18 protein-coding genes are annotated in these 20,840 nt (G+C 66.2%); 4 read left to right on the forward strand and 14 right to left on the reverse strand.

The annotated features are described in order from the left end of the window. Window positions 1-163 precede the first annotated feature (163 nt). A complete protein-coding gene (locus V6S85_RS11475) occupies window positions 164-2,215 on the forward strand; it encodes an ATP-dependent nuclease (protein WP_165828893.1) in 2,052 nt (683 codons plus the stop codon). Then, on the forward strand, window positions 2,212-4,134 hold the full coding sequence (locus V6S85_RS11480) for a UvrD-helicase domain-containing protein (protein WP_116568500.1): 1,923 nt from the start codon (window positions 2,212-2,214) through the stop codon (window positions 4,132-4,134). Before V6S85_RS11475 ends, V6S85_RS11480 begins: the two co-directional genes overlap by 4 nt. Before the next feature lie 44 nt (window positions 4,135-4,178). Here V6S85_RS11480 and V6S85_RS11485 read toward each other — a convergent pair whose 3' ends face one another. The 7 genes from V6S85_RS11485 to V6S85_RS11515 all read right to left on the reverse strand — a co-directional run bounded on the left by V6S85_RS11485 (window position 4,179) and on the right by V6S85_RS11515 (window position 11,626). After that, window positions 4,179-5,366 (reverse strand): helix-turn-helix domain-containing protein, encoded by a 1,188-nt coding sequence (locus tag V6S85_RS11485; RefSeq protein ID WP_116568502.1) that lies wholly within the window; start codon window positions 5,364-5,366, stop codon window positions 4,179-4,181. 59 nt (window positions 5,367-5,425) lie between these two features. Next, window positions 5,426-6,148, reverse strand: coding sequence for a hypothetical protein (locus V6S85_RS11490; RefSeq protein ID WP_116568504.1), 723 nt, complete (start codon window positions 6,146-6,148; stop codon window positions 5,426-5,428). A gap of 78 nt (window positions 6,149-6,226) precedes the next feature. After that, window positions 6,227-7,447: a hypothetical protein gene (locus V6S85_RS11495; RefSeq protein ID WP_116568506.1), complete on the reverse strand. Its 1,221-nt coding sequence runs from the start codon at window positions 7,445-7,447 to the stop codon at window positions 6,227-6,229. Then, complete coding sequence (locus tag V6S85_RS11500; protein WP_116568508.1) at window positions 7,444-9,030, reverse strand: bifunctional DNA primase/polymerase; 1,587 nt, start codon at window positions 9,028-9,030, stop codon at window positions 7,444-7,446. Before V6S85_RS11500 ends, V6S85_RS11495 begins: the two co-directional genes overlap by 4 nt. A 164-nt stretch (window positions 9,031-9,194) precedes the next feature. Beyond that, window positions 9,195-10,043 carry a hypothetical protein gene (locus V6S85_RS11505; protein WP_116568509.1) on the reverse strand — a complete coding sequence of 283 codons (849 nt, stop codon included), beginning with the start codon at window positions 10,041-10,043 and terminating at the stop codon, window positions 9,195-9,197. A 168-nt stretch (window positions 10,044-10,211) separates the two neighbouring features. Continuing rightward, window positions 10,212-10,613 carry a GNAT family N-acetyltransferase gene (locus V6S85_RS11510; protein WP_165828894.1) on the reverse strand — a complete coding sequence of 134 codons (402 nt, stop codon included), beginning with the start codon at window positions 10,611-10,613 and terminating at the stop codon, window positions 10,212-10,214. 92 nt (window positions 10,614-10,705) lie between these two features. Then, window positions 10,706-11,626, reverse strand: a complete 921-nt coding sequence (locus V6S85_RS11515) for a 3'-5' exonuclease (RefSeq protein ID WP_334348998.1) — start codon at window positions 11,624-11,626, stop codon at window positions 10,706-10,708. A gap of 116 nt (window positions 11,627-11,742) precedes the next feature. Between V6S85_RS11515 and V6S85_RS11520 the strand changes: the two genes are divergently transcribed. Continuing rightward, the gene (locus tag V6S85_RS11520; protein ID WP_116491585.1) at window positions 11,743-11,994 is read left to right on the forward strand and encodes a hypothetical protein; all 252 of its coding nucleotides are present in this window, start codon (window positions 11,743-11,745) and stop codon (window positions 11,992-11,994) included. Window positions 11,995-12,405: 411 nt separating this feature from the next. Here the strand turns inward: V6S85_RS11520 and V6S85_RS11525 are convergent, their stop codons facing one another. Both V6S85_RS11525 and V6S85_RS11530 read right to left on the reverse strand, forming a co-directional pair. Further along, a complete protein-coding gene (locus tag V6S85_RS11525) occupies window positions 12,406-12,879 on the reverse strand; it encodes a nuclear transport factor 2 family protein (protein ID WP_116568512.1) in 474 nt (157 codons plus the stop codon). Between the two features lie 80 nt (window positions 12,880-12,959). Further along, window positions 12,960-13,202, reverse strand: a complete 243-nt coding sequence (locus V6S85_RS11530; RefSeq protein WP_116568513.1) for a hypothetical protein — start codon at window positions 13,200-13,202, stop codon at window positions 12,960-12,962. A gap of 356 nt (window positions 13,203-13,558) precedes the next feature. Between V6S85_RS11530 and V6S85_RS11535 the strand changes: the two genes are divergently transcribed. Then, window positions 13,559-13,864 carry a hypothetical protein gene (locus tag V6S85_RS11535; protein WP_116568514.1) on the forward strand — a complete coding sequence of 102 codons (306 nt, stop codon included), beginning with the start codon at window positions 13,559-13,561 and terminating at the stop codon, window positions 13,862-13,864. Here the strand turns inward: V6S85_RS11535 and V6S85_RS11540 are convergent. From V6S85_RS11540 to V6S85_RS11560, 5 genes are all read right to left on the reverse strand, one after another. Beyond that, entirely contained in the window at window positions 13,844-14,314 is a 471-nt protein-coding gene (locus V6S85_RS11540; RefSeq protein ID WP_133244774.1) for a hypothetical protein, read from the reverse strand. The two genes, V6S85_RS11535 and V6S85_RS11540, sit on opposite strands and share 21 nt — an antisense overlap. A 278-nt stretch (window positions 14,315-14,592) precedes the next feature. After that, window positions 14,593-15,519 carry a HEPN domain-containing protein gene (locus V6S85_RS11545; protein ID WP_116568516.1) on the reverse strand — a complete coding sequence of 309 codons (927 nt, stop codon included), beginning with the start codon at window positions 15,517-15,519 and terminating at the stop codon, window positions 14,593-14,595. A gap of 1,320 nt (window positions 15,520-16,839) precedes the next feature. Then, on the reverse strand, window positions 16,840-17,196 hold the full coding sequence (locus tag V6S85_RS11550) for a hypothetical protein (RefSeq protein ID WP_334348999.1): 357 nt from the start codon (window positions 17,194-17,196) through the stop codon (window positions 16,840-16,842). Window positions 17,197-17,266: 70 nt separating this feature from the next. After that, on the reverse strand, window positions 17,267-17,491 hold the full coding sequence (locus V6S85_RS11555) for a hypothetical protein (RefSeq protein ID WP_133244729.1): 225 nt from the start codon (window positions 17,489-17,491) through the stop codon (window positions 17,267-17,269). Between the two features lie 233 nt (window positions 17,492-17,724). Beyond that, on the reverse strand, window positions 17,725-19,467 hold the full coding sequence (locus V6S85_RS11560; RefSeq protein WP_243410494.1) for a methyl-accepting chemotaxis protein: 1,743 nt from the start codon (window positions 19,465-19,467) through the stop codon (window positions 17,725-17,727). Between the last annotated feature and the right edge of the window lie 1,373 nt (window positions 19,468-20,840).

Here is a 20,840-nt window from a genome sequence, read left to right on the forward strand (position 1 = left end):
TGCGCACAACCTTGCAGGCGACGAGGAGGCTAGGCCTGTTGAGAACCGCGGGCCCAGCCCCCACGAACCCGCCCGGCTCAACCAAGGGGAATTTCAGTTTGCTGGCGGTAAGGAAGAGTTGCAAAGCAGGTCGAGCGGAAAGGTCGGATCTCGGGAGGGCAGCATGCACATCGCCAAACTGAAGCTGTGGAATTTTCGGAGTTTCGCCTCGACCCATCCGGACCTGGAGGACATCGCCGGGCCCTGTCCGGTCGAAGTCGATCTCGAGGCTGCCACCAGCGTCTTCATCGGGCGCAACGGCGCGGGCAAAAGCTCTCTGATCCAGGCCCTGCTGCGCTTGTTCGGCGAGACGCGCGATGAGCGCAGCGTGCAGCCGGCGGACTTCTTCGTACCACCGGGACAGCGCCTCGAGAGCGTGCCCGAGCGGCGCCTCTTCATTGAGGCGACGTTCCACTTCCCCGAGCTGGTGAAAGACGGCGGCGACGCAGAGAAGACGGTGCCACCGACCTTCCGGCACATGATCGTCGAGAAGGCCGGCGGGCCGCCCTCCGCCACGGTGCGACTCGAAGCCATCTGGCAACTGGCCGGGACGCTCGACGGCGTCGTCGAGGAGGCCCTCTATTGGATTCTCGGTTCGGGGGCCGTGGAGTTCGGCGACGTCGATCCCCTGCGCAAGAAGAAGGTCTCGGCCGGTGATCGCGGCCAGGTGCTGGTCCGTTACGTCCCCGCGTCGCGCGACGTAACGGCCCTGACCCAGCTGACAGTGCGCAGCCTGGGCCGAAGCCTGATGAAGGCGGTGAAGTGGGAGAAAAAGGCCCAGATCGACGCCCTCATCGCCGAAGCGTCCAAGGAGCTCGACCAGGAAGCGGCGCTCGGCCAGGTCAACGCCGCCATCAATTCTTGCTGGTCTCAGCTTAACACGGCCGAAACCGGCACAACCGCCGCGCTCTCTGTCCTGGCCCCGGATCTGCAGCAGATCGTCAGGGCGGCGACGATGATGCTCACCCCGTCCTCTACGGGCCGGGTGATGGGCGTGGAGGATCTCAGCGACGGTCAGCGCTCCCTGTTCCATTTCGCTCTGGTCAAGGCGCTCCTGGACCTCAAACTGGATCTGGAAAAGGCGACCGCAGCAGGTGACGACATCCCCTTCCAGGCCGAGTTCGCTCGGGCGCCGGCCCTGACGGTCTTTGCCTTCGAGGAGCCGGAAAATCACCTGGCGCCGTACTTCCTGTCGCGGCTGCTGACCCAGTTGGAGGCGCTAACTGGTACGGGTCGCGTCCAGGCCGTCGTCACCAGCCACGCACCGGCCATCGTTGGCCGGATCGAGCCGACCGCGATCCGCCACGTCCGCCGCGTCCACGCCAGCGGCGCTTCCGCCATTTCGCGACTGGCCCTACCAGAAGGCGACGCCGAAGCGGCGAAGTTCGTGCGCGAGGCGGTGCGGGCCCATCCGGAGATCTATTTCGCCCGCCACGCGATCTTCGGCGAAGGCCCCTCCGAGGAGATCGTTATCCCGCGCCTGGCCGAAGCCCTGGGCGTGCCCATCGACCGCTCGTTCGTGGCGATCGTCCCGATCGGCGGTCGCCACATCCAGCACTTCTGGCGGCTGGTCGAGCAGCTGGGCATCCCCAGCACCACCTTGCTGGACCTCGACCTGGGCCGCAGCAGCGGCGACTATCAACAGTTCAAGGCCGCTGCGACAGCCCTGAAGGCCTCCGCTCGGACGCTGACGGAGATCGAGAAGGGCGACATTGAAAAGGCGCTTTCCAACCAGCGTCCGGATCCCTCGAAAGGGGGCGTGATCGACGTTCCCTTCATCGAGAATTGGGCCAGGGCCTTCGAGTCGCAGGGCATCTTCATGTCGTCTCTGCTCGACCTGGACATGCTGATGCTGAAGGCGTTTCCGAAGGCCTATAAGACCTTGTCGCCCGGCGCCACGGGACCGCGCATGCCCGACGACGCGGCTCGCCAGCTCAAGGCCGCCGAGCGCGTGCTGGGCGAAGATGGGCTCGGCGTGTCGACCTATGCCGGCGCGCCCGAAATGGCCCTGTTTCCCTGGTACGCCTATCTGTTCCTGGGCGATCGGGGCAAGCCGGCCGTCCATCTGGCAGCGTTAGGCGAACTCGATGATCTCGATATCGAACTGTCGTGCCCCGATGTTCTCCAAAGGCTGATCGCCCACGTCCGAGCCTCGCTCGAGGCACCGCTCGCATGATCGAGCGGCAGGCCTGGAAGCCAATCGGCGTCGCGGCCATGGAAGCCGCGGCGCTCGACGCGGTGAAGGTGCGGGGCAGCGCGCTGGTCGTCGCCGGGCCCGGCACCGGCAAGACCGAGCTCCTCGGGCAGAGGGCGAGCTATCTACTGCAGACCGGGACGTGCACTTTTCCCAGGCGGATCCTGGCCATCAGCTTCAAGCGCGACGCGGCCAGCAACCTGCGCGATCGGGTCGAACGCCGCTGCGGTCCGGACCTGGCTCGTCGGCTGGACTCGATGACGTTCGACGCCTTCGCCAAACAGATCCTGGACCGGTTCTGGCTCGCCCTGCCCGCTCACCTGGCTTTCGGCGGCGCCTATGGCATCGCGCCGTTCTTCGGAAAGGACGCCTTTGGCGAGCTGCAGCGCTCGGCGGCCTCTGGCTTGCAGACAGAGGGCCACCCGGCCCATTGGGCCAGGACGCTGCTCGGCGTGAACGCGACCGAGAGCGGCGTCTACGGCGTCAACCTGGACACCTTCAACAAGGCCGTTCAGACGCTGACGCTGGAGTCGCTCGCCGTCACCGACCACGCCCAGTTCCTGCACGTGGTGCAGCTGCGGGCGGCCCTGACGAGTCCCACGCCGCAGTTCGGCTTTCCGATGATCGGTCGCCTGGCCCAGGCTATCGTCGCCAGCAATCCGCAGATCCGGCGGGCGCTCTGCGCAACCTACGGCCACGTCTTTCTTGACGAGTTCCAGGACACGACCTCGGTCCAGTACGACCTGATCGCCACGATCTTCAAAGGCGCCTCGACGTCCCTCGTGGCCGTGGGCGACGACAAGCAGCGGATCATGGGCTGGGCGGGCGCGCGCGACGACGTTTTCGGAGCCTTCGCGGCCGATTTCCTGGGAGGGGCCAACGACCTGGCGCGGGTGGTCCTGACCCAGAATTTCCGCAGCAACCAGCGGATCGTGACGATCCTCAACGGACTGAAGCAGCGCCTGGCACCGACCGAGCCCGACTTCATCGCGGCCAGGCCGGCGCCGGCCCTGCCGGATGAAGAGATTTGCGCCATTCTGGTCGCCCGGGACGAGGATGCCGAGGCCGCCGCCGTGGCCTACCACGTCGCCAAGGCGGTCGCCGCGGGCGTCGATCCGCGCCAGATCGGCCTCTTGGTCCGGCAGAAGGCGGTCGACTGGGAGCCGCGCCTTGCGAAGGCGTTCGCCGCCGCGGGGGTGGCGTTCCGCAACGAGGATCGGGATGTCGGCGGCGCGGCCATCCAAGACCTGATGACTGAAGCCTATTCGCGCGTCATGGTGGACTTGCTCGAGCTCCTTACCCGCCGACACGGCGGGGTCTTGTGGAGCGCGGCCCTGGGCCATCTGGCGACGGTCTCGGGGCTGATCCAGGACGACGACCCCGAGACGGAGCGCGCCCTGGCGCTGTCACTGGCCGCCTTCCACAACACCCATCGGCTTAAGGGCGTCGCCACGCCGGCGGCCATCGAGCAGGCGATCGCCGAGATCGAGGCCTTCCTGCACTTGGACCGTCTAAAGTCCATCTCGCCGCAGTACGCCACCGGCGACTTCTTCGACCGTATCCGCGCGGCCACCAGGGCCTTCTTGCTGGAATGCGCCACGACTGGTGGAACGTGGACTCAAGTCATCGAGCGGTTCAGGGGAGCGGGTCAGGCGCCGCTGCTCACCATCACCAAGAGCAAAGGCCTGGAGTATAGCCTGGTGATCCTGCTGGGCCTGAACGACGACCAGTGGTGGAGCTTCTCCAAGAACCCGTCGGAGGGTCGGTCTGTGTTCTTCGTCGCCGCCTCGCGCGCGCGAGACCGGTTGCTGATGACCCGATGCGGCCATGACCGCAACACCAAGATCGCCGAGATCTTCCAGGCGCTGGCAGCGGCCGGAGTCAAGGAGCAGCAAGTCTGACGCCAAGCCGCCGGAGTTGCCTATATGGTCAAATTAGTTGACTATCATTTCCGGCGAAACGGCACGACGTCGCCGGCCTGGATCATCGGCGGACGACTCGTGGGCTTGAGCCGCACGACCTCGGCCGGGTCGCGATCGAACCATCCCGTCGGCAAGCCGACGAGATTGGTGATGTCGTCCGGAGCGATCGTGAACTCGACGGCCAGCAGATCGGCCTTGGTGCGCACGCCCTCGTCGACGATCAGCTGCAAGGCCTCGCGCAGGACGCGGGGCTTGCTCGGCTCCCACTGCTTGTCCAGCGGTTCTTCCTTGGTCCACCCCTTGGCCGAGTGCAGCTTGTACATCTGCGTGGCGTATTCGGGGGACACCAGTCCCAGATCGGCCAGACGACGGATCTGGGCCTTGACCGAGACCCGCCAGCGCTCCTTCAGCAGCAGCAGCTGGGCGAGCGAGGCGGACTTGACCTCGAGCGGATAGGTGGTGGCCGGCAGCAGAAAGGCGCTGGCCAGGCGGAAGGCCTGGGCCTCGATCGCCTTAAGGTCGGCCTGGAACTCCTCGTCCGAGACGCCGCGGTGCAGCAGGGCGTGGGCCATTTCGTGGGCGGCGTCCATCTGCCGGCGCGGGAACGACATCTTGTCGGTCGCCAGGAGGACGTGGGGCCGGCCATCGATCGGCGACCAGCTGCACAGGCCGTCGAGCTTGGCTGTACCCATCTCGATCGTGGCGACCACGAAGCCGACGCGCTCGAGGATGCTGACCACGTCCGTGCAGGGACCTTCGCCGATGCGCCAGTGGCGACGGAGGTCCAGTGCGATGGCGTCTAGGTCGGAGTCGCGCAGCTGCCGCCAGCTGCCGCCGCCCAGGACGTCGGGCAGGTCCAGAACCGGCAAGTCGACATAGTTCTCCAGCGTGCTGCTGATCTCCTGCAGCCATCGCATCTGGGCGCGTTGATAGTTCAGGTCGCGGGTCAGCGTGCTGGCCAGGGAGCGGAAGAACACCGGCTCCTTGGTGGCTAGCGGATCGCGTAGGAAATACTCCGGCCGAACGCCAAGTTCGGCTGACAGGCGCTGCAGGGCTTCATTGTCAGGGGCGGCGGCGCCGTCCTCCCATCGGGACACGGTGCTGGGGTTTATACCCAGCTGGCGCGCCAGCGCCGACATGGTCGGAATCCGTCTAGCATCCCTGGCCTCCGACAAGCGGCCAGGGATGAACCCAGGTGTGCCTACGCGCATGGCGTCGTTCCCTACTGCGCCTGGCCCCGAAAGGCCAGGGGCGCCCCCGCCAGAGTAGATCAGCCTTCCTTCTTGTGGTCGTTGGCGGCGTCGCCCGGGTCGTCCTCGGGGGGGGTGAAGGGCTTGCGTGTCCGCTTGAGGCGCACGAGCGGCGGCTCGCCCGAGGGCGGGTTCGGGCCTTCCGGACCCTTGCCGGCGTCGTCGGCGCCATAGCCGTCGAGGAACTGGGCGATCGGCTCGTAGAACAGGTAGGCCTTGTACTCGTCGTCGATCACGCCCACGGCGATCTCGTCGATCAGGCCCGGGCTCGCCCGGTCGCGCGCCACCACCAGGCAGACGAAGATGTCGCCGGGCTGCGGGTCGTCCGGCATGGTGAACAGGCGCTGGGTGAGGTTGAAGTTGAGCGTCACGCCGGCCAGGCGCGAGCGGTTCTTGGCCGGCAGCTCGCGGGGCGTGGGCATGGTGGCCAGGGCCAGCACCACACCGGGCCCCTCGCCGCCGAAGCGCGCGAAGGGCTGAAAGGCCTTGGCGGCCACGCCCGGGATGACGCCGTCGACGAGGATCACCCCGCCATGCTTCTGGCAGGTCTCCACGAAGCCCTTCTCCTGCATGCGGAAGCGCAGCTGGCCGATGGATTCATTGGCCCGCTTGGTGTCGAGGTCGGCGCCGTCGCGGACGATCTCATAGGCCTTCAGCGCCCGCGCCGCTGCCATGTCGAACAGATCGATCAGCAGGTCGCGCGGCAGCGTCGAGATCAGACGCTTCTTCAAGTCGTTCGGCATCGAATCTCTCCGTCCACATTTGCATCAGCACGGAAAACGTACCACGAATTGTGCATTAAGGAAGTGGCGTCTCGGAATTTATGCGCAATTGGCCACATTTTCTACGGGAGGGGTGGCTGGGCCGGCCAAGCTGGCGATGGCGGCGATCGCCCCGTCCAGGCTATGCGCGACGCGGCAGTCGAACAGCTGGTCCAGCCTGAGGTTGCCCGCAGTGATCATGTGGTGCAGCGGCCGTTCGGTGAGGAACATCTGGCAGTAGCCCAAGGCGGCCACGGCGTGCTCAAAGTCGTAGAGATCGTTGACCTCGAACTTCTGACCCTTGTTCCAGCGCAGGGCGGCGTGGAGAGCGGCCAAGGCATGCAGGGTCCGCAGTCGTCGGCGCGGCTTGGGCCCCTTGCGGAGCGCGGCGGTGATCAAGGCGCACCAGCGGGCCCGGCTCTCATCCCAGGCCCTGGAGCCCGATGGCGGCATGGCCACGCCTGCGGCGCGCGCCTCGTCGGCGACAACGTCCATCGCCATGTCGCCGACCAGATCGGCGACACCCGCCGCCTCGGCGGCATAGGCGGTCTTGAAGCTGTCGAGTTCGCCGCCGTGCGCGGCCGTCCCGTGGTTCAAATCCGCGACAATGGACTGGAAGCCGTCGTCCTCGAGCCCGTCGAAGGCCGCGAGGATCTGGTCTGGGCTGACCGACCGCCAGAGGTGCTCGACATATCGGCGCTGCAGGCCGACAGCCGTGTCGGCGTCCAAGCCGGGGATGTACGGACAGTCGATCCCCATCACCCCCAGACCCCGGGTCCAGACCAGATGGTGCAACGGGTGGAACAGCACCGGGTCCAGGCCCGGTCTCCCGGTCTTGATCAGATGGCAGACTTCGGTGGCCATGCGCCGCCGGCTGTCCACGATGGCGACACCCTGGCTGAGCTCGGCGATCAGCTTGGCCGTCTCGGCCCGAGAGGTCGGGGCCTGCTTGAGCACCTCGAAGAGGGTCATGTCGCTGATCGGGAAGATCGCCACCCCGGCGGCGACGGCCCCTCTGGCTCGCCCGAGCAGCTCGGCGCCGCGAACCCCCAGCTCCCCGCGCTGGGCGTCGCGCAGGTGGATCCAGAAGCAGGTGTCCAAGTAAATGGCCGTCCGCCCGTCCAGCGACTGGCCCAGTTCCACCGTCAACGCCTTGACCTGCTGCTCGCGGTCAAGCCACAGGCGCCGAACTAGTTCATCGTTGTCCCCGGGGACTGCGCGGTCGCCAAATTTTTGGCCCGACGATTTTTGGAGGGAGGAATCGAGGTCGAGACCGGTCATGAGGGCCCGATCCGAGCGGGAGCCGACCGAATTGGACGGGATCTGATGAGGTTGGGGTATGACTTAGAGGAATAGCCCCTCTCCTCTGCTGTACCCTGGGGGCGGTGACTATCTTCTGGTGCGATCCCGGTGATTTTAAGAACGTCCGGAACATCCGTGGACCGGACGGAGAACATCGCGCGCGGCGTCCTGGGTCCAAGGCGCGCCTGGTCGTGGCGTTGCAGCAGCCCGACCGTTTCCAGCCGCCCGCGGGCGCGGCGAAGGCGTCGTTCGTCCCAGGCGCCGAACGGCCCGCCGTGCTGAGCACACATGCCGCGGACGCTGAGCTCGACGGTCGCCGGCGCGCCCCACTGTTCGGCGATGACCGCGTAGAGCACGGCGGCGTCGGCGTCGCCGCTCAGCCGCGATAACAAGACCGTGGCGTCGAGAGTGGTCTCGAGTGGCGCGGCCAGGCGATAGGCGCCGACATTGCCCCGGCCACGCCGCGGTCGCTCGGTGATTCGCAGGCGGCCCGAGGCGATGAGCGCCGAGATCGCCGCGCGATAGTCGGTCTGGCTCCAACCGGGAATGGCGGTATGTCCGACGAGGCGCGCCGGGGCCAGCACCAGGTCCTCGCCGGGTTGCGTGGTCTGCGACAACACCAGAAGCAGCGCCACCGCGCGTGGCTCGCCGCAATGCTGGACGAGCGCCTCGCGGACGTCGCGCCGCCTGTTGGCCGGCAGGCGTTGCATGTTGGCCAGCTCCCAGCGCCACGCACTCAAACCCGTCTTCTCGACCTCGGGCGTTTCCAGGGGCGGGTCGCAGACGACCTGATTGTAGCGGGCGACGCGATCGAGCAGGAGATCCTGGCCGGCCGCGTCGGAGGTCTCCCGGCGAATCTGCCGGCACTCGCGGCGGGCGAAGGCGAAGACCGCGCGGTTGCGCTGACCTTTGGGGACCCGGTCCAAGGCCAGAAGGGCGATCCGGTTGGACGCTCCCGACGTTTGGTAAGGTTCGAGGGGTTGCTCGACGGCTTGGCCCGTCCCCATCAGCGACGCGTAGGTCTCGTCGGCCAGCGGGGTGAGGCGGCGCAATCGCTCGGCGACGAGGCCGGGCGTGTCGCTGAGATCGCCGTCGGCAAGTCGGTAGTCGCCGTTGGGTGACACCGAGCCGGGCAGGATGACCAGATGACAGTCCTGGGCGGCCTTGATGTCGTAGGCGCGATCGGTCGGTCGGTTTCCGCCGCGGCGCTGCGAGGTGGGGTCGGCGAACCACCAATGCTCGCCCTTGGGCGTCAGGCTGCGCAGGACGGGTTCGATGCTATGCGTCTTGAGAAAGGCCAGCGCCGCCTCGTCGTCGGCGTCGAGCACCACCACCTTTGCGCGCCGCGTGGCGAAGCCGAGATTGGCGTGTGGGTAGCGCCTCGCCCAAAGCTCAACGGTTCGCAAGGACGGTGCTCGTCGCGCGGCGTATTGGCGGACGAGCGGCTTTTTCGTCAGGGGGCAGACGGGAAAGGTTGGTACGCCGGCGACGGCGTAGGCGCAGGCCAGGCGCCCGTAAGGGCCCTGGTCGGATCGCGCTGCCGTGTTCAGTTCCGTGCTCATGGATCGCCGATGATGGGACGAGAGAACGCGCGCACACTAGATCTTGTGGGTATCACGTTCCGGTCGACCGCAGAACGTCGTTAACGGCCGCTCCGGCCGTTTTGATGGGGACAGGCTGTGGACGGACACGATGGCGTCTGAGACGGTGGCTCGGATCGGAAGCGCTACTGGACCTTGAGCCAGTACGCGGCCGCCGCGGCCGTGACCTGCAGGACGAACCGGGCTTCCTCGCGCGAATAGACGTGCTCACTGTTGCCGTCGCCGTCGCCGTCATCGTGGTGGGGCAGGTGCGTGCAGTGTCGCGCGGAGGCGATCAACAAGTCGACCCGCTGGAGGAAAGACATGTCGAGCTGCTTGTCAAGAAGCGTGGCTTTGGGCGTCGCCGTCAGGCCCAGGCGGTCATAGGCTAGACGGCAATCGCCGATGCACTTGCCGTAGTCGCCATTGTGGAAGGCGGTCTCGGCGGATAGGAGCTTGCGCGCGATGCCCGCGTCGTCGACGCCGACTGCCAGGGGGATGGAGGCTTCCAGCAGCAGGACGCCAGCGGCACCGGCGGCGTTCAATTGGTCGATCCACTCGGACCGGCGAAGGGTGATTGTGTGTTCGCCGCTCACCGGGACGCGGCCCACGTCGTCGTCAACTACACCGCCGACGCCTGCGACCGACAGGCGAAGGTTCAGGTCCTTGCCATCGCGCAGGTCTTCCAGGGCGAGCAGTTGCCGGCGCTGGAGGGAGGCTTGGAACTCCACCTGCTGGGTCAGGGTGTTGTCGAATTGCTCAACGCGCACCGCCGAGACAGGGCGCAGCGTCGCGAGATGTCTACCGCCGTTCGCCGAGGTCAAGTGAACTCCGACGGAATCGATACGGGCCCAGCGACGCACCGATGGCGCAGGCGGCGGGGTCGTCGTGAGATGGACGAGCAGGGTCAGATCGAAGGCGCCGACGCCCTGCCGCAGCTGAAGGGCGATGACGTTCAGGTCCGCGATGATGTTGTGCTCGACCGTGAGCTTCATGTGTTCCTGGCCGGGTCCGATGTTTCGTATGGCCAAGGTCTACCGTCCGTCGGCGTCGGTCGAGGCCCAGGTTGAAGTTTTCTGTACCGAGCAGCGGACCTTCCCAAGGTCAGAGAAGAGTCAACCTACGCCACTTGAACACGGTGGATGTGCATCGGTCTGGCCGGGTCAGAGGGTTCTGCCCATGGTCTGGCAGTAGGTTTCGAAGCCCCATTTGCGCCAGAAGCTGACGGCTATCTCGTTGGCAGTGGCCACTTCGATCTCAACTCGCGTGAGGCCGCGGCCGGCCAGCCAATTGCAGAGGGCGCCCAGGATCAGTTCGCCGACGCCGCGCCGCCGATGGCTGGCGGCGACCTCGAGGTCGGAGATCAGGCCGTGTTCGATGGGTTCGAAATAGGCGGGGCGCCGGCGAAGCTGGCAAATGCCATAGCCGACGATCTCGCCGCCGGCCTCAGCCACGACGACCGCGGCGTCGTTCGCCGCCATGTGCTCGGCCAGGAAGCGCTCGAAGGCGATGTGGCCGTCGGCCTTGGGTGTGAAGATCGGATGTTTTTGCGCGTGCTGGGCCATGGACGTGCGCCACAGGGCCACGATCGGCTGGATGTCGGCTGCTTGCCCCTCGCGGACGTTCAGGTCTTCAGGCGGGCGAGGGCCTTTCGTCATCAGGCTCGCTCCGAGAACCGCTCGAAGGCGGTGATCCGGCGTGGGGTGAGGCCAGGATCGTAGCCGTAGATCTCCTGGGTGAGGAAGAGAAGTTCGGCCTCGCGGTCGGGTTCGGCGACGTCGGTGTACCAGGCCTTGGGGCCGGCGACGTCGTCGCCGTTCCAGCGGTAGCCGCGGGCCTTCAGCTTGTCCTTCTGCTCGAAGGGGGAGTTGGCGGCGGTGATGCGCCAGGTCGGGGCGCGGGCGGCCTGGAGAAGGTGGGCGAGAGCCGTGCGGCCGTCGGCGAGCGGGCGGGCCAGGATCTCCAGGCCGGCCAGGCAGTCGTTCTCGGCGCGATGGCCGTCGAAGAAGAAACCACACCGGCTGGCGAGATGGGAGAGTTTGGCGCTTTCGGCCCCCTCCCCTCTCCAGTCGACCTGGCTCATGGAGCAGGCCCAGCCCTTGAGCTTGAAGGCCTCGGTCAGGCGCTCGACGATCGGACGGTCGAAGGCGGCGTTGTGCGCGATCACGATCACCGCCGGCGCGATGAAGGCCGCGACCTGAGCTGGATCGATCGTCTGGCCCTCGACCATGGCGTCTGTGATGCCGGTGATCTTGGTCACCTCGGCCGGGATCGGCTTGGAGGGCTGGTGGAGGGCGATGAACGGCTCGTGGACGGCGCAGAGGCGGCCCTCGGCGTCGTAATCGAACGGGACCATCGCCAGTTCGATGATCTCGTCCTTGCGGGTGTCGGTGCCCGTGGTCTCGGTGTCGAGGAAGAGGCCGCGCTTCAGCGTGGCCGGATCGGTGCCGGCGTGCAGGGTGCAGCCCTCGAACCGGCGCAGCAGCCGGTAGCGCCCGCTGGCCTCCAGCTGGGCGGCCATGGCCTCCAGGGCGGCGAGGTCGGGCTGATCCAGGGCTGTGGGCGGGGCGTTGGGCATTGGCGTCCGGAAGATTCGTCGCGCCATCCTGCCACACCGCCGGGGGGCTTGTGGACGACGGGCGGATGAGGATGATCGGGGTCCGGGGGCGGCTCTGGACATAAGGCGCTAGGCGGGTGGACGATCAGCAGGACGAGGCCGACGCGTTGCTGGCCCGGATCATGATGGTTCGCGACGACCTCAAGGCTGGCCGCCTGACCCTGGCGCAGGTGGAAGCCTATCGCCGCCTGGGTCGCACCGTCGATCGGATCACGCGCCAGATGGACGCCGCCGCCGATATCGAGGCGGCCACTGCGCTGTGGCGGGAAGGCGCCGAGCTGATCAGGACCTTCCTGGCCGAGCACTTCGAGACCCCGACCTGTCACTGAGCCCGCGCCGGCGTCGGGGCGGTGACCGGCGTCCGCGCCATGAACGCCTCGTGCACGCGCCATGAACGCCTCGTGCACGCGGCGGGAACGGTCGTCATAGATCGCCCGGGCCTTGGGCTTTTCGCGGCGCCACCGGAAGAAGCCTTCCAGGACCTCGTTTAAGATCGGGATCGTCCAGAGGATGCGCAGCCAGGCGATCGCTTCCTCGCGTTGGGTCCGGTGGAGGCTTTCGGCGGGGCGGGTGTCGGACTGGTCGCCGGACTGAGCTCCTCGATCCGGGCGTTGAGATCCCGCTTGAAACGTGCGCCGGGGCCTTTAGCGAGCGACGGGACATCCGCGACAGCCGCCCGGACCCGGGGGCGGCTCAATCCTCTGTGTCGCGTGAGCCTGGTCCGGCGCCGGGGAAAATCATCAGGGCGCGGCCGCGTGGTCGATGCTGAAGGTCCGGGCCATGCGCCATTGGCCGTCGGCGCCCAGCTTCCACAGGATCGAGAACCGCGCCGTGCCGGCCAGGCGCTCGGGTCCCTCGCCCTTGCGCTCATAGAAACGGTGAGCGCCCTCCTCGACCGCGCCGAAGCCGGGAATGGGATGGACTTTCAGCGTTTCGGGGACCAGTTCGCGCCGGGAACGCCAGGCGTCAGGGGCGCGCTTGGCCGCGCAGCTGCTGGCGTAGTCGTCCACGAAGGCCTTGCGGTCCATCGCCCCGCCCTTGTCGTGGTAGAACTCCATGTCCTCGGTCACCAGGGCCGCCAGGGCCTCCGGATCGCATTGGGCGAACATGACGTCGAACAGGGCCGCGTCGCGTGCGGCGATAACCTGGCTCAGCGCCGGTGGAGGAGGGACAGAGACGGCCGCGGCGGCCAGCGCGGCGAGGAAGGCGAGCATCCAGGGCTCCTTGGGATCGGCATGATCATCAGCCCGACCTGGATCCCGCATCCGCCGCGGTCTGTCGCGTGAATTCGCCGTTACGAACAGGGGATCGCCCACGGTGTCTCCGACGGGTCTTTCCACGACGGCCTGGCGGCGGGGCGTCGGTAGGTCGCCACGTGGCGCTCGCCCTGCCACACCGAAACCGCCATGGCCGAGGCGTGGTCGTTCAGCACCTGGACGGCGTGCTCCAGAGCGGCGCCGTCATTGGCCAGGTTGGCCATGACGAAGGTCAGGCAGGCGCCGTCCGGCAGACGGGGATAGAACAGGAAAGCGGCCATCGAGACCTCCCGCGGCGTCAGGCGGGAGCGTGGGGCAGGGCCTAGTCTCTCAGCCGCCGGCGCCCATGGATCGTGGCCGACGATGCGCCGACCCTAGCGGCCATATCGCTGTTATGCGAGCGCTAGCAGAGGAACGATTTGTTACAGCTGTGAGGTTGGGACCGCGAGGCGTCCCGTCTGCTGCGGCCGGCTCCTAAGGGCGGGGCCGCCTCGAGCCCCCTCCCCTGAAGGCTTGGCTCAAGTACTGGCCTTGGCGGTCGCTGATCGCCGCCCGGATGTGCGGCCAACTTGGGGTCGTGAGCTGTTGACTCTTCGGCGCTCCGGAATGAGAACGTTTAAGGAACACGGAGATTGTCATGCCCACCCAACGCGCCGACCGGCGCGCGAGCCTGCACGCGCCTACGCCGGAGAGGATCGTCGGCCGCGAGATCGTGAAGCTGCGGCGCGTGCGCCAGTATGGCGGCGCCGACCACGGGTTCACGCTGATGTTCTCCTTCGAGGGCGGCACGCGCCGCGCCGAGCGAAGCCGCCACAGCTTCATCGACAGGGAGCGCGTGCCCGACTTCGAGGGAGAGGAGGCCTGGTTCGAGGTCGAGCAGGTCAGCGCCAAGCCTTGGTCGTTCTGGCGGGCGGTCAGGCGCTTAGAGGGGCCGGGAGGATGAGGGGGCTGCTGGTCGCCTGAGCCCGCGGGCGGCCTGGTCGGCCCTGGGCGGCATGCCCATCGCCCGTCGCCAGTCCGGGTCGCGCTTCTCCGCCTTGTGCAGCCTGTCGTGGCAGGCGGTGTGCAGGAGGCGAAGGTGCGACAGGCAGATCTCCGCCTTCCGGGGCGCGGTCGACAGGCAGGGACCGCAGTCAAGAATCCGGGTGGCGTTGCCGCCAAACGTGCAGCGGTGATCATAGGACAGGTGATGGATGCTGCAGCCCTCCAGCGACGGGCTGACGATGTCTACGGCGCAGGATGCGCACGCGCCGGCATGGCGCTCATGGAGCGCCCGCTTGACCGATGGGGACTCGCAGATCCAGGTGGCGAACTGCTTCCAGGCGTCAGAGTTCTGGTGCTTCGCCTCGAGGCTTCGCTTCTTGTTCTGCCTGTAAAGGGAGGAAAGGGGCACGCGCGGGGTCCCGCTGGTTCAAGGCCGCAGGCTTGTGGAGCCTGCGACGACCACGCAGGCGATCAGAGCGCCATTGCAACCCTAGCGATGCGCTTGGCGTCGACATCCGGCATGCCGTCGCGTGATCCAACCACACCGTCAGGGGAACGGGGGTCCCGCCGGCGGCGGCCGAGCACTAGGCGGCGGGGCCGCCCCCAGCCCCCTCCCCTCCCCCGGGATCGGTCCTGGATCTCGGTCCGTTCGGGTTGCGATCCCTGACGCGGGGAATGCGGCGAGGCTCAGCTTTCCTCTTCCGCCGCCTTGGCCAGTTGCGCCAGTCGTTTGGCGCAGACGGTGCGGACCAAACTGACAAGGGTTTCGACCGAGGCCTTGAGGTACTGCAGCTCGGCCGTACTGATCTTGTAGGAGGCTTGGTTGTAGCGCGCGTCGACATAGGCGCGCTTGAGTTTCCCGAAGGGCTTGCGCGCTTCCCGGGTTTCGCGCGGCCAGGCTGGGATCAGGGCCGGCGCCTTGGCCTCGGCCTGGCCGCGGAGGAACAGGATGTTGTGCGAGCGCGGCGCGTAAAAGCCGGTCAGCAGCAACACGGCGATGTAGGCTGCCTCGGTGGCCTGGTGCAGGTCGAAGGCCGCCTTCTGGGGCCAATCCTTTATTTGGCCCTTGGCGATCGCGTCCGCGGCGCGCTCCAGACTCGTTTCGACAGCGTCCATCTGCGCGCCAAAGTATTGATTGGCCAAATCGAGGGCGGCTCGGGACGTCAGCGGCTTCAGTGGATGGAAGGCGTGGCCAGGGACCTCGTAGAGGATCACGCCCTGCTCGATAACCTCGCGGAAGAAGTAGAGGCCTGCGTCCAGGCTTTTGTTGATGTCGTCGAGATCGTTGACCATCAGGTTCACGATGCGGCCGATGGCCGGGTCGTGTAGGATCTTCTGCTCGGTCTCGTACCAGTACTCGGCGATGTCGGTCAGCTTCTCGTCGCTGACCACCACCAGGATGTCGAAGTCCGACAGGTAGCCGTTCTCGGGCTCGTCGACGAAGTCGCCGCGCGCATAGCTGCCGAACAGGATGATCTTGTGGATCTTGGCGTAGCGGCGCCAGGCCGAGGTGCCGCCGGCCGTGGCCGTCTCGAAGCCGCGCAGCAGGTGGCCGGTGATGGCGGCCAGCTCTTCTTGCTGGCGGTCAGGCAGGTGATCGAGATTCGACTTCATCGGACTTGGAGTCTCGCCGAGCGGGCCTTGGCGGACAAGGGGTTTGCGCAGGATCGCGCGGCGGTGGAAGGGACGGGAAGCCGGGCGTTGAGAACACGTGAACCACGTGCGCCGCCGCCTTTAGCCCGAAAGCCTGTACAGAGCGACGACCGCCCGGCCGGGGCGCGCCCTTGCGAGCGCCCGACCCTGGCCTCGCCGGCGGACCGTCGAGGATGATCGACGTTAGGTTGTGTGTCGCCGGGCGCGCAATACCCCAATTCTAGGGGGTTTGGGGGAGGATCGGGCGGGCGGCGCCTGGACGGTGGGCCCAGCAGCGTCCTCATGATCGGGGACATTGATCGCGTTGTCCGAATGCATGTAGCGGGCGGATCGAACAGCCGTCGCCGCGATCGGCGTCCAGCTCGGCCATTGCCGCGAACAGCCGGTGGATGGGTCTGCTAGGAGTGGAAAGCAGGCCTCAGCGCCGGATCCGAAAGGGATGTTCTCGGTTCCGCTGCACGAAATCTTCGACATCACGCGGATGTTCGGGAAAGGGCTCCGCGTCCTGCCACCGCGTATGATTTATAAACCGAAATCCCGCCCCCCAGAGCGCGCTGACCTTGGTCCATTGGACCTTGTCCGCCTTTCGAGGAGCCTTAAAGGCACGCCCCATCCAATGTAGAGGCCCCGCGCACTCCGGACACTTGGCGTTGGTATCTTCGCTCAACTTCCATGACTTCCGACAGTCAAAACAAGCATGAGGCCAAAGGCAGTCTACGCCGCGATGGGATGGGGGACTGTAGGATTTCGGGCGGGCTCGGTTCCCTATGGAGCGCCGCAGTTCCATGCGCTCAGTTTTCGAGGGGCCGGCCATCCTCGCACTATGCGGATTATCGGAATGTCCGCAACGGGTGGTTAGCGGTCGTCCCAACACACCGGAGCCCAAGGCTGGCTGTCTACCCAGGCCCTGGCTTCGTCGAGAGTTTGGTGGGGAAGCGTATTCCCACGAAGGTAATATAGACGGCCGTCCGGTCCGGGCTGAACGGGGGCGTCGTCAGCCTCCAGCATCTCATCCGCCTCAAGGGTTCGATGCCAAACGTCATAGTCGCGAGCAATTATCTCAACGCGCGTGCGAACGGTCCCGCCGTATAGGAACCAGCCGCCGACGACCGGCACGCCTTCGTAGTTATCCAGGGCCATCCGCAACAATAGGTCGCAAGATGAATGCCTGACTAGGGTCGGGAGCGGGAATTAGCGCCGGCGCTGAACGCGGACATGGCGCCCGTCGCCACCGAGCGGACTATTCTGGCGTCAGCTGGGGGTGGAAAGCGGACGTCATGGTCAGTCGAAATCAAATACCTCGCCTCGCGCTTCACCGCCGAGTTCCTTTGCGCGATGCCAACTTACCCACAACGGCTCCGCAACCACAGCGCCCTTCAGGAGCGCATCCGCTAGCCGCCGCGCGAGCCAGTCCTCAGCCGGCGCCAGTTCATGGTCACGCACGAAGCAGTCTAGGCGCGAATGTGGATGGTAGCCCTCAGCCCCGATGTTGGGCTTTGTCGTGAAGTAGCGCCCGATTGGCGTTGCTAGCACGCCCCCCTGAACGGTCCGTTTCGTGTGGAAGATCTCACCATTCCGGAAACCGCTCTCGGCGTCGGATGCCACGTAGAAGTTCGTATCGATAGGCAGGTTTGGCATGGCGACGCTCTCTTGAGCGCTCCAATAACCAGACCATTGGAAAGACCGCAACGGGTGGTTATCGGGCGTTCTAGAAGGCCGCTTTCAGGTCCTCGATCGAGATCGCTTGTGCGGGCGCGTCGGGACCTTCCAGCAAATCAAACAGCTCGACACGTCCATCAGCCTTGTGGACGTCGATCTGAAGCGTGTTGCCGGAAACCCGCCATTCGTTGGTGCCCGGGTCGTTCAAAGCTTGGACTAGGCTCTGTTTCACCTGGACAGACAACTCCCCCTCTTCAAGGAGGCGACGCAGCAATGGATAGTCGGACGCTGAGTTCATCCGGCTACGCTACGGGGTGTGGCAAGGTCTGAGAAGGGTCGTGAGCCGTCATTGGCTCGGCTCCAGATTGGCGACTTCGGCATGTCGACATCCCGCGTCGGTGCTGGCGACCGCTGCCGACCCGTTGCGGACTTTTCGAATGACCGTCAGTTGCCCACAAGCAATGCAACTTCATCAGCGGTCATGGCGCTCTCCAATGCCGGCGTGACTCAGAACTCTTCCCAGCTATCGAGCACCGGCGCCGCCGAGCCTCGGATCGGCATGGGCGCGCGGGTAATCGGGCGTGCCTTCTGGATCGCGCCGGGGCGCTCGCGAGGCGGGCTGGACGCGGCTTTTGCCGCCGTGATCGCACTAATTCTGAACCGCCCAACCATCTGGCGAAGCTCGCTGGCTTCGGACTTCAGGCTGGCGGACGCGGCGGTGGCCTCCTCGACCATGGCCGCATTCTGCTGGGTGACCTGATCCATCTGGTTGACCGCGACATTGACCTCGCTGAGGCCCGTTGCCTGTTCCTTGGAAGACTGGGCGATCTCGGAGATCAGGCCGTCGATCTGGCCGACCTTCTCGACGATCTCACCGAGCGCGCGGCCGGTCTCGCCGACCAGCTTCACGCCGCGCTCGACTTGCGCGCCGCTGTTGGCGATCAGGGTCTTGATCTCCTTGGCCGCCTCGGCCGAGCGCTGGGCCAGGGCACGGACTTCCTGGGCGACGACGGCGAAGCCGCGACCGGCTTCACCCGCCCGAGCGGCCTCGACGCCAGCGTTGAGTGCCAGAAGGTTGGTCTGGAAGGCGATCTCGTCGATCACGCCGATGATGCTGGTGATCTGGCCGGACGACTTCTCGATCTCGCCCATGGCCGCCACGGCGTCGCCGACGATGTCGCCCGAGCGGGCGGCGTCGGCGCGCGCGCTGGAGGCGGCCGCGGAAGCTTGCCGCGCGCCCTCGGCGCTGCGGTTGACGGTGGCGGTGATCTGGTCGAGGGCGGCGGCGGTCTCCTCGAGGCTGGCGGCCTGTTGCTCGGTGCGGCGGGAGAGATCGTCCGACGCGATGGAGATCTCGTCGGCGCCGGCGCCGACGCTCCCGGTCGCCGCAGTAACCGAGCTCATAGTCTCGTCGAGGGCGGCCAGGGCGCGGTTGAGATCGTCACGCACCTTCTGGAACTGCGGATCGATGGGCTGGTCGAGCCGGCAGGTCAGATCGTTGGCCGCCAGGCGCTCCAGGGCCTCGGCGATCTGGTTGATGGCGTCGACCCGTCCGGTCACCACCGTGGCGAACTTCACGACCTTCTCGACGCGCCCCTTGGGCCCGAACACGGGGTTGTAGGAGGCCTGAATCCACACCTCCTTGCCGCCCTTGCCTATGCGTTTGAACTCGGCGGCGACGTATTCCCCCGCGTTCAGCTTGCGCCAGAACTCGGCATAGTCGGACGATCCGGCGTAGGTCTTGTCGACGAACAGCCGATGGTGCTGCCCTTTGATCTCCGAGAGACTATAGCCGAGCGCGTCCAGGAAGTTCTGATTGGCGTCCAGAACCAGGCCGTCCGTCGAGAACTCGATGATCGCCTGGGCGCGGCTAATCGCGGCGAGTTTGGCCTCGAAGTCGGCGTTACGCAGCTTCTGGTCCGTGATCACGGTCGCGACCTTCACCACGCGCTCGACCTTGCCCACGCCATTGCGGACAGGGTTGTAGGAGGCCTGGATCCAGACCTCACGCCCGCCCTTTCCGATGCGCAGATATTCGCGCGCATCGAACTCGCCCCGGGCGAGTTTGGACCAGAAGTCGCGATAGTCCCGGCTCTCCGCGTACGCCGGCTCGACGAACAAGCTGTGGTGCTTGCCGATGATCTCGGAGAGCCCGTAGCCCATCGCGTCGCAGAAGTTGGCGTTGGCGGTCAGAATCTTGCCTGACAGATCGAATTCGATCGTTGCCAGTGAACGATCCAGCGCTGCCAAGGTATGGGCCGGATTGCCATTCAAACGATTGCGTAACCCGATCACCGCGTTTCCTCCGAGGCCAAGCTCTAGCGCAAGGGAAGCGATCCAAGGTCAACGAACGGTAAAATCCGAATGTATGATTTGTCGCAGTCTTAGGCAATCGAACCTGATTTAGGTTGTTTGATCTGAACCAAAGGCAGCGCATTTCCGTATAGAGAAATCGGCGATTGAAAAATCTGCCATTATTTCTCGCTATGCGTGAAATCTGCGACGTGAGGCTGAAGAGTTCCAGAGGCGATCTGTCGCATCACCGTCGATCTGAGGATCGAGCATTCGCGTCTGCGATTTCTACAAGGCAAGGTGACCCGTACCGCGATTGGCTTCTCTTGGTCCGAGGCGCCTGCGCCCATAGTGCCAAAGTCAGGTTCATGGAGGTGGCCGAGGGTCAGGTCACCACCCCTAGCAGACCCACCCACCGGCTGTTTGCGGCAATAGCCGGGCGGGACGCCGATCGTGGCGACAGCTGTTCGATCCGCCGGCTACATGCAGTCCGAAGGGGCGATGCGCCCGGCGGCCCTCCGCCGCTGGATGTGAAACATGGGCGAAAGGGAGCGGCCTGAAGTTACGGATATCCGCAAGTCGTCTTGGCGAAACCGAGCCCTCCTGGCTGGTGGCTAAGCGTCAGTCAACTTGCCCACGCTCCCGGTCGGCGGTAGCCGCAACGCCGTGATCGCCACTCCATTCCAGACTTAGATTTGCACTCTTGCCTCAAGCGCCCAGGCCGATACCGGGTTGTGAAAGCGATAAGCACTTGGTGAAGCTAGCTGGCCTATATGTAACGACCTTATGTCCTAAGGACATAAGGTCGTTACATATGTCGTTGTCAATTGCCGCCATTCGAGGAGCGGTTGGCGCTGGTGGCGACGTTCTATCGTAATCTTCCCTTGGCCTAGAGGTCCGTCGAAAGTACGCGAGCATCTAGCGGCCTGATCCTCAAACGAGACCACCGTGCGGGGGCGCCGGGCGCCTGGCCCGCGACTTTGGCGCAACTGCCGCTATCGGCCGCCGATCCCGACCGCCTGGTCGGGGGCTGGGACGACCTGACCCTGGCGGCTCAAGGCGTGGGCCGGAGCGGAAAGCCGGGCGTTGAGAACGCGTGAACCACGCGCGCCGGCGCCTTTGGCCCGAAGGCTTGGACATAGCGTCGACCACCCGGCAGGGCCGATGGTTTGGCCGTCGCTCGGCGACGGCGGGATCAGGCTCGCGAGGCGGAGCGCTGAAGGTCGGGTTCCCGACAGACGTCACGCTAGGTTGCGGCGGGGGCTGGGGCAATCCCCCAATTCTGGGGGGGCGTGGAAGGCGGAGCCAGGGACGCGGCGGGCGCGCCGATG

It is taken from the genome of Caulobacter sp. CCNWLW153 (assembly GCF_036889365.1).
Classification (GTDB): Bacteria; Pseudomonadota; Alphaproteobacteria; order Caulobacterales; family Caulobacteraceae; genus Caulobacter; species Caulobacter radicis.

Bases quoted from the DNA above. Each gene is read 5' to 3' on its own strand.
- V6S85_RS11475 (WP_165828893.1), top strand. From the start codon at position 164: ATGCACATCGCCAAACTGAAGCTGTGGAATTTTCGGAGTTTCGCCTCG.
- V6S85_RS11480 (WP_116568500.1), top strand. From the start codon at position 2,212: ATGATCGAGCGGCAGGCCTGGAAGCCAATCGGCGTCGCGGCCATGGAA.
- V6S85_RS11485 (WP_116568502.1), bottom strand. From the start codon at position 5,366: ATGCGCGTAGGCACACCTGGGTTCATCCCTGGCCGCTTGTCGGAGGCC.
- V6S85_RS11490 (WP_116568504.1), bottom strand. From the start codon at position 6,148: ATGCCGAACGACTTGAAGAAGCGTCTGATCTCGACGCTGCCGCGCGAC.
- V6S85_RS11495 (WP_116568506.1), bottom strand. From the start codon at position 7,447: ATGACCGGTCTCGACCTCGATTCCTCCCTCCAAAAATCGTCGGGCCAA.
- V6S85_RS11500 (WP_116568508.1), bottom strand. From the start codon at position 9,030: ATGAGCACGGAACTGAACACGGCAGCGCGATCCGACCAGGGCCCTTAC.
- V6S85_RS11505 (WP_116568509.1), bottom strand. From the start codon at position 10,043: ATGAAGCTCACGGTCGAGCACAACATCATCGCGGACCTGAACGTCATC.
- V6S85_RS11510 (WP_165828894.1), bottom strand. From the start codon at position 10,613: ATGGCCCAGCACGCGCAAAAACATCCGATCTTCACACCCAAGGCCGAC.
- V6S85_RS11515 (WP_334348998.1), bottom strand. From the start codon at position 11,626: ATGCCCAACGCCCCGCCCACAGCCCTGGATCAGCCCGACCTCGCCGCC.
- V6S85_RS11525 (WP_116568512.1), bottom strand. From the start codon at position 12,879: ATGCTCGCCTTCCTCGCCGCGCTGGCCGCCGCGGCCGTCTCTGTCCCT.
- V6S85_RS11530 (WP_116568513.1), bottom strand. From the start codon at position 13,202: ATGGCCGCTTTCCTGTTCTATCCCCGTCTGCCGGACGGCGCCTGCCTG.
- V6S85_RS11535 (WP_116568514.1), top strand. From the start codon at position 13,559: ATGCCCACCCAACGCGCCGACCGGCGCGCGAGCCTGCACGCGCCTACG.
- V6S85_RS11545 (WP_116568516.1), bottom strand. From the start codon at position 15,519: ATGAAGTCGAATCTCGATCACCTGCCTGACCGCCAGCAAGAAGAGCTG.
- V6S85_RS11550 (WP_334348999.1), bottom strand. From the start codon at position 17,196: ATGCCAAACCTGCCTATCGATACGAACTTCTACGTGGCATCCGACGCC.